This is a genomic window from Dehalococcoidia bacterium (assembly GCA_040902535.1).
GTDB lineage: Bacteria > Chloroflexota > Dehalococcoidia > DSTF01 > JACRBR01 > JBBDXD01.
Map to the genome: position 1 here is coordinate 25666 of JBBDXD010000023.1, position 7096 is coordinate 32761.

Here is a 7096-nt window from a genome sequence, read left to right on the forward strand (position 1 = left end):
TTAAGGCGTACATGGCGCGGCTCAGCGGAGGCCGTCGACGATGGAAGGATCCAGGCCCGGAAACCCGCGCAAGAACTCGGCGCGCTCGCCATTCAGCTTCTCTACCCACGCATCGTATTCGTCGACGCGCCCCATCGCCTCGAAGCGCTCGCGCGGACGCAGCAAATCTTCGTCCTCAGCCGCGATGCCCGGCACGTGCGCCGCCAGCGCATACCCGAAGTCGCGATCGTCGATCCAATCGATGCCACCCTCGGCGACCGCCTGCACGCAGGCCGACGAGTGTCGCACCTTGACCTTCTTCGACCCCTCCCCCGCGTCGTCGACGATCCAGCCGGTGTTCATCAAGTACACGTCGACCGGGGAGCGGCGCAGCAGTTCGAGAAATCGGTTGCCCTGCAGCGCGTGCGGCATCGGGAAGAAGGGGTTCGTGCCGGGGACGCGCAATGCCTTGCCCGCCTCGTCCTTGCCGCCGGCGCTCGTGCCCTGGGTTTCTCCCAGCATGAAGTACGCCGCCGCCTGGCGCTGCGTCAGTTTCGCGATCGCCGGCACGACGCCGCGCGCCCGGTTGAGGATCACGATCGCGCTGACGGGCGGGATGTTGCGCGCGTCCTCGTAGCGCCCCAACGCGGCGAACGGAAACACGGCGCGGCCGTTCTGCGTGAACGACTCGTTGAAGAAGTCCAGCGTGCCATCGTCGTTACGGTAGACGTTCTCGAGGTACGCGTCCGGACTCGTCGTCGCGCGGTAGATCTCGGGCTCCGTCTCTTCGCTCAACGCGAAGGTCTTCGCAAAACAGCCGTTCTCGCTGCCGTGGATGCGCCCGTCCGGCATCCAGGCGATGAAGTCGTCCTGCACCGGCTTCGCGCCGCCGGCGCTCTGGAACGTTGTCGTCGTCTTGCCGGTCCCCGAGAGCCCGATGATGACGATCGTCTTCGTCCCTTTCGATGTCGGTATGACTTTCGCGCCGGCGTGCATCGCCAGCCCGTCCATGTCGTAGACGATCTTGTTCCACATGCGCAGCCCGCCCTTCTTCGACTCCCCGAAGTAGTCGGAGTTCAGGACGCGCGTCACGCCGCTATCAAGATCGACCGCGATGCAACGGTCGTTCGGGTATCCGGGAGCGGTGAGGTTCGGCGTATCGATGATCGTCACCGCGGGCTCGCCCGCTGCCGCCTTGTCGAAGTACAGGTATTTCTGCATGCCGGCGACGTTCGCGTTGCGACGCTCGATGATCAGCCGCGCCGGCGTCCGCACCTCCGCCGCGTTCGAGATGTCACCGTCGATGACGATCATCTCCTGTTCGCGCACGTACGCGTCCTGGCGCTGCGCGATCGCGTCGTAGTCGCTGCGCGACATCACCTGCAGCCCGAACAACGACTCCGGATCATCACTCACGATGTACGTGCTGGCGGTACTGCGCGCATCGACGCGCGTCAGGACGTCGAGGTTGCCGAACGCGGTCGGCTTCGCGTTCGGCATCTCAGCCGTCATCCGCCGCAGCTCATCCTGCCCGGGATTATCGATGAATGCACGGGCTTCCAGTTCGTACGACGTCGTCTGCAGCGTCACCATGCGCGCCTCCATCCCGCTCTACATTACGAGGTGAACTGACAGTACCACGGTTCGCCATGCGAGGTTCAGATCGTCGGGAACTACATCGGAGCCACGCGGCAGGCGCCTGTTGCGCGACCGGCTCCCCAGGAAAGTGCGAACCTGCGACCATCGGATTAGAGGGCTCGCCTACGCCTCATGCAGAGCCGCGATTCGTCTTGTCATGGTGTTCAGACTTAACCTTGAGAGCCACGCGACTCACATCCCGGCTGCGATGGCGATCACCTTCGCCGATCGACGCGGACAGTCGCTCCTGCGTTCGCCGCTTACGCCAGGAAGTAGCTCTTGCAGGCATCGTCGAGCGCGGCGGGCGTGATCTCCGGTGCGCGGTCGTCGTGGCGCGCAGCGTCGACCACCGCCTCGACGACGTCACGCGGGTGCGATCCACGCATCTCCCGCCGATCGCCGTACCACGTCGCGAACAGGTGCGTCACCGATGCGTCGTCGTACGCGATCCCGCGCGCCGCGCACTCGCGACGGAAGATCTCGCGGTACTCCGTTTCGTCCGGGCCCGGGATCTCCACCTTGTAGCGGATGCGGCGCAGGAAGGCCTCATCGGCGAGACTCTCCGGCGGCAAATTCGTCGAGAAGACGAGCAGCGAGTCGAACGGTATCTCCACCGTCTGACCGGTGTGCAGCGTCAGGTGGTCCGAGCCGGACTCGAGCGCCACGATCCAGCGGTTGAGCAACTGCACGGCCGGGATCTGCTGGCGGCCCAGGTCGTCGATGATCAATGTGCCGCCGTTCGCCTTGAGCTGCAGCGGCGCTTCGTAGAGCTTGGTGTCGCTGTCCAGCACCAGCTCCAGGCTGTGCCGCGTCAGCTCGCCGCCGGCCCAGATCACCGGCCGCTTCACGCGCGCCCATCTGCCATCAAGCCGCGGCCGCATCAGCCTGTCGATGTCGTCGCCGTCATCTTCGTCGGCGACCGGCTCGTGTTTCGATGCATCGAAGACTCGCACGATCTGCCCGACGACTTCGACCGCGTACGGCACCAGTACGGTGCCGCCGACGACATTGCCGATCTTGTGCGCCACCGTCGTCTTGCCGTTGCCCGATTCGCCGTGGATCAGCATCGGCTTGTGCGAGCGCACGGCCCAGCCGATGCGTCGCAGCGTGTCATCGTTGAGGACGAGCGCGCCCAGACCGCGCTCCAGTTCGTCGCGCGGAATATCGATATCGGCGATGCTTTGCGCGCGCACCTGCGCCACGTAGTCGCTCACCGCGACCGGCACCGGCCCGATGTAGCCATTGCGCGCCAGCGCCTCCTCCGCGCGCCGGTGCCCCTGCTGCGTGAGCGTATATCCGTACGATGCTGCATTCGGCGTATCCGATGTCAGCACCGACGCGAGTCCTTCGCGCGACATCGCTTGCAGGAGCTCTTCGATCGGCGCGAGCGCGACCCGCAGCTCGTCGGACAGCTCTGTGCGGGTCAGTCTGCCGCGATAGAACATCGTCTTCAGCAGCAGGTCGCGGACGACCGCCGGGCTGACGCCGAGCCCCGAAAGGGTCACCGGCTCGACGCGAGCTGTTTCGCTGCGTGGACTAATTAAGGTCGTCATGCGCCCTCCATAAAGAAACGAACGGGGCACAACATAGTTGATCTTATGGCAGGGCCGCCGCCAGCGGCCTTGTCAAGACGTGGTCGCGATCTTCACATCCGCAGATCCGGAGGCTATCCTGTGACTCGATCTTCGTTATGTTGCGCGAGGGGTGGCGCGCACGATTCGTGGTGCCGGTGATCATGTCTCGCCCGTTCGTGCCCCACGCCATTCGACCCAACCTCGCGCGGGTGACGCTTGTCGCCCTGGCGCTGCTCGTCTGCAGCGGCGCGATCGGGCGCGGCGCCGCCTCGGCGCAGGACCCGCAGCCGTCCGTCGCCGTAAGCCAGCTTGACAGCGCGTCGTATCCGGAAATGACCGCCGTCGTGACGGTGCTCGATGCCAACGGCACGACGGTGCGCGGCTTGCCGCCGGAGGCGTTCACCGCCAGCGACGGCGCGAATGCCGTCCAGGTGGCCGCCGTCCAGCCCGTGCTTGACGCTTCGCTGAGCCTCGGCGTCGTGCTGATCATCGACGTGTCGGGCAGCATGGAGGGTGAGCCGCTCGCCGCCGCGAAGGCAGCCGCGACGGCCTTCGTGCGCCAGCTTGACCCCGCCGACGAAGCCGCCCTGCTCGCCTTCCAGGACGACGTCCAACTGGTCATCGACTTCACGACGGACCGCGAAGCACTGGTCGCCGGCATCGATGGACTCGTCGCGGCAGGCGCCACCTCGCTGTACGAAGCGGTGCAGGCCGGCGTCTTCGCCGCCCGCTCGAGCCAGGCGCCCCGGCAGGCGATCGTCATGCTGTCCGATGGCCAGAACGACACGCTCACGTCCGACGCGACCGAAGCCGGGTCGCTCGACTCGGCGCGCGGAGCCGGCGTGCCGGTGTTTGCGATTGGCTTCGGGGGCGGCGCCGATCCGGCGTACCTGGGCCGGCTCGCGGATGCCAGCGGCGGCCGCTACTCGGCGGCGAGCGCGACGGATGTCGCGGCCGTGTATACGGCGATCGCCCAGCAGCTTCGCGGCCAGTATGCGCTGACGCTCCGTTCGACGGCGGCCGCTGACGGCGCCGATGCATCGCTGGTCGTGGCGGTCGACGTCGGCGGGCAGCGGGTTCAGTCGCCGCCGGCGCCGTTCGTGCGCGGGGAGGCGCCGCCGGCGGCGGTAGTACCGACGAGCGCACCGCGGCCGCCCGCCGCAGATGCGGACACCAACGGTGGCACATCGCTGCTGCCGTTCGTGCTCCTGGCTCTGGTCGGCGTGCCGGCCGTTGGCGTGGTGGTCGTCGTGGCGGTGCGGCAACTGCGCTCGCGTCGCGAACAGCGCGAGCGCGACCGCGTCGCCGGTCAGCAGTCGGACCAGGGGGTGCCGCCTCCGTTCCCGGGCGCGCCGTTCGAGCATGCGCCGGAACGACACGCGCGCGTGTCGGCGGTCAGCGGCGATCAGGCGGGCACGTCGGTAGCGTTCGGTTCGATACCGATCGTCATCGGGTCCGACAAGCAGGCGGACGTGCGATTGGCGAGTTCGCGCGAGGTGGCGCCGAAGCACGCGCTGCTCTGGGTGCGCGAAGGCAAGATCATGCTGCGGCACACCGGCGGCGTGCGGCAGACGTTATCGGCGGGGCGGCCGGTGGACTGGTTGATCCTCGAGGACGGGGACGAGTTTTCGATCGGCCCGTATCACTACCGGGTCGAGGTGCTTGCTCCGAACGGCAGCGCGCCTAGCGCCGGAACGGGTGCTTCCAATTGAAGGCCATGCGGTAGGCCTCGAAGATCAGGCCCGCCCAGAACCCGTAGAAGACGAACGTCGAGACGTACTCGATCACCTGGACGCCGGGATTGACGATGCCGAGGCCGATGATTGCGCCGAGGCCGACGCTTGTGCCGATGCCGATTCCGTTCATCGTGAAATTATCGACGATGTCAAGGTGCTGTGTCAGCAACGTTCGGGCGGAGTTTCGCAAAGAGTTTGGCGCAGGCGCGGATTGTTTCACGTGAAACATATGTTCTCCTGAGCGCCGGTCTTCCGTTGGTTCTGGTCACCGTTATGTCGTGAAGATTGTGACGGCCGGCGTGCGGGTTAGCTTCGGCGGCGGCGCGCGATCTTGACAAGCGGCGTTACAGATCGGGCGAATGTAAAGCCAGATCGTTGACCGCCGGGCCGTCGCGCCCTATTGTTTGCTCGCGCGGAGGGGCCCCCGCCCCGCACCTGCGTCTCTGTGTCGAAGGTCCCTGGTTTGCAGCAAGGCCGGACGTCTGTCCGGCGGCTTTGCTATGTCCCCGCACGGTGTGCGGTCCAGAGGGAAGGCAACGGCCCGGTATGAGCATCGACGCTACTCGGCATCTGCGCGCACTGAACCGCTACCGGCTGATGTTCATGACATCGCTGGGGATGGGGTCGTTCGGGGCGGCGCTGATCCTCGCCGGCATGCTGGCGTGGGCGGTCGGACCGTTTCCCGATTACCTGCCGTGGGGCATGGGCATCCTTGGGGTGGCCATGATCCTGGGGTGGATGGTGACGTCTTCGACGACGCGGATTCTTGAGCGTGCAGGGTTTTTCGGACACCGCAGGTAGCAGGACAGCACAAGTTCGCCGGGGGGCGCCATGTTAAAGAGAGATCCAGAACGGCTTCAGAGGCTACGCATCGCGATCCGCTACCTGTTGACGAACGACGCGTTCGAGCGCGGCGACCAGGTGCGGCTGGCGAGGCACTTCCGGGTGACGCGGCAACGCGTCCACCAGGTGATCGTCGAAGAAGAAGTACGGACGGGCAGCCTCCGCATGAAGCACCGTGACGCGGTGAGCTGACACGCGCGTCGATAACAGCGGCAAAGCAGGCGCCGTCACGGTTGTGGCGGCGTCGTTGTGTGTCTCGTTGTAGCGGTCAGCTATCAGCGGTCAGCGGTCAGCTATCAGCTGTCAGCGGTCAGCCGTCAACCGTCAGTCTCTCAGTCTGTCAGGGGTCGCCGAATCGCACGGTTCAAGTGCTGCGCGCCTGAGAACGGCCGGTTGGGAGCGGCGCTTGTCCTTGACATGATCGCGCGTGGTCCGTGCTTGACATGATCGCGCGACTTGACATGATCGCGGAACTTCATCGCGCGACTTGACATGATCGCGGGCGTTGTGCGTTACGCGTTGTGGGTGTCGCCAGCGGTGGTTTTGCACAGCGACATGCGTGTTGACAAACGTGCGCTTGCAATGCGTCCGAAAGTAAAGAAATCCGTTGACACCTTATTGGAGTGAACCGTAACGTGACGCACGGGCGTCCGTTATGACATCGAACAGTCGCGCGTAGTTTTGGACGCGCGGCGAGACGGCGGCGTTACACCAGGGTCCGACACGGCCGGGAGGGATGGGGCTCTCGATCGATGATCGTCAGCACGGCGTTGCCGTCGGCCGTCGGAGCGACAACCGAATAGAGGAGATGACCCCGCGCGGGTGCGACCGGCGGGGCCATGGCAACAGGAGCATGAGGCCCCCGGGTTGCACGACAGTATCGTGCATCACGCCCAGCTCCAACAGGGCGGGCGTCCCCTTCCTCCGCGAGGGACCGGAAGACGAGCCTGTTGCCGCGCAAAGGAGGTGGCATCGGCAGACGACAGTTCTTACCGGCTCGAACGATCCCGTCCGTGTGGGCGGGACGCAAAGCAACACCTTACGCAGGAGGATTCTCTTCAATGTCTGATCTGGCAATTCGCATTCACGTTTGGATGACCTCGACGCTCGCTGCCCTCCGCAGCGAAGAGCGGGGCCAGGACCTCATCGAGTATGCGCTGTGGTGTGGCGTGATCGCGCTGTTCCTCATCGCCGTTGGGGCACTCGCGCTGTACACAGGGGCGGTTACGGCCATGTCGACCGGCATCGGGAACTGCATCGACTACAACACCGTCACTCCCTGCACACCGTTCTAAGCAAGTTGGGGCTGGTGGTTCGCCACCAGCC

At 65.7% G+C, this 7096-nt stretch carries 7 protein-coding genes; 4 read left to right on the top strand and 3 right to left on the bottom strand.

All coding sequences use genetic code 11. From position 1 onward, the window contains the following. Nucleotides 1-21 precede the first annotated feature (21 nt). Nucleotides 22-1572, bottom strand: a complete 1551-nt coding sequence (locus WEB52_13375) for a phosphoenolpyruvate carboxykinase (protein ID MEX2227428.1) — start codon at nt 1570-1572, stop codon at nt 22-24. A gap of 305 nt (nt 1573-1877) precedes the next feature. Then, on the bottom strand, nt 1878-3170 hold the full coding sequence (locus WEB52_13380) for an ATP-binding protein (GenBank protein ID MEX2227429.1): 1293 nt from the start codon (nt 3168-3170) through the stop codon (nt 1878-1880). 230 nt (nt 3171-3400) lie between these two features. On the opposite strand from WEB52_13380, the gene WEB52_13385 reads away from it, so the two are divergent. Next, the gene (locus WEB52_13385; GenBank protein MEX2227430.1) at nt 3401-4903 is read left to right on the top strand and encodes a VWA domain-containing protein; all 1503 of its coding nucleotides are present in this window, start codon (nt 3401-3403) and stop codon (nt 4901-4903) included. Here the strand turns inward: WEB52_13385 and WEB52_13390 are convergent. Next, entirely contained in the window at nt 4875-5057 is a 183-nt protein-coding gene (locus WEB52_13390; protein MEX2227431.1) for a hypothetical protein, read from the bottom strand. The genes WEB52_13385 and WEB52_13390 overlap by 29 nt on opposite strands. Before the next feature lie 416 nt (nt 5058-5473). Between WEB52_13390 and WEB52_13395 the strand changes: the two genes are divergently transcribed. The 3 genes from WEB52_13395 (at nt 5474) to WEB52_13405 (ending at nt 7065) form a co-directional block, all read left to right on the top strand. After that, on the top strand, nt 5474-5728 hold the full coding sequence (locus tag WEB52_13395; GenBank protein ID MEX2227432.1) for a hypothetical protein: 255 nt from the start codon (nt 5474-5476) through the stop codon (nt 5726-5728). 30 nt (nt 5729-5758) lie between these two features. Then, on the top strand, nt 5759-5962 hold the full coding sequence (locus WEB52_13400; GenBank protein MEX2227433.1) for a hypothetical protein: 204 nt from the start codon (nt 5759-5761) through the stop codon (nt 5960-5962). 869 nt (nt 5963-6831) lie between these two features. After that, complete coding sequence (locus tag WEB52_13405; GenBank protein ID MEX2227434.1) at nt 6832-7065, top strand: hypothetical protein; 234 nt, start codon at nt 6832-6834, stop codon at nt 7063-7065. Nucleotides 7066-7096 lie beyond the last annotated feature (31 nt).

Excerpts from the sequence above, each read along its gene's own strand:
- WEB52_13400 (MEX2227433.1), top strand. The coding sequence starts at position 5,759 with ATGTTAAAGAGAGATCCAGAACGGCTTCAGAGGCTACGCATCGCGATC.
- WEB52_13375 (MEX2227428.1), bottom strand. The coding sequence starts at position 1,572 with ATGGTGACGCTGCAGACGACGTCGTACGAACTGGAAGCCCGTGCATTC.
- WEB52_13405 (MEX2227434.1), top strand. The coding sequence starts at position 6,832 with ATGTCTGATCTGGCAATTCGCATTCACGTTTGGATGACCTCGACGCTC.
- WEB52_13390 (MEX2227431.1), bottom strand. The coding sequence starts at position 5,057 with ATGAACGGAATCGGCATCGGCACAAGCGTCGGCCTCGGCGCAATCATC.
- WEB52_13395 (MEX2227432.1), top strand. The coding sequence starts at position 5,474 with ATGAGCATCGACGCTACTCGGCATCTGCGCGCACTGAACCGCTACCGG.
- WEB52_13380 (MEX2227429.1), bottom strand. The coding sequence starts at position 3,170 with ATGACGACCTTAATTAGTCCACGCAGCGAAACAGCTCGCGTCGAGCCG.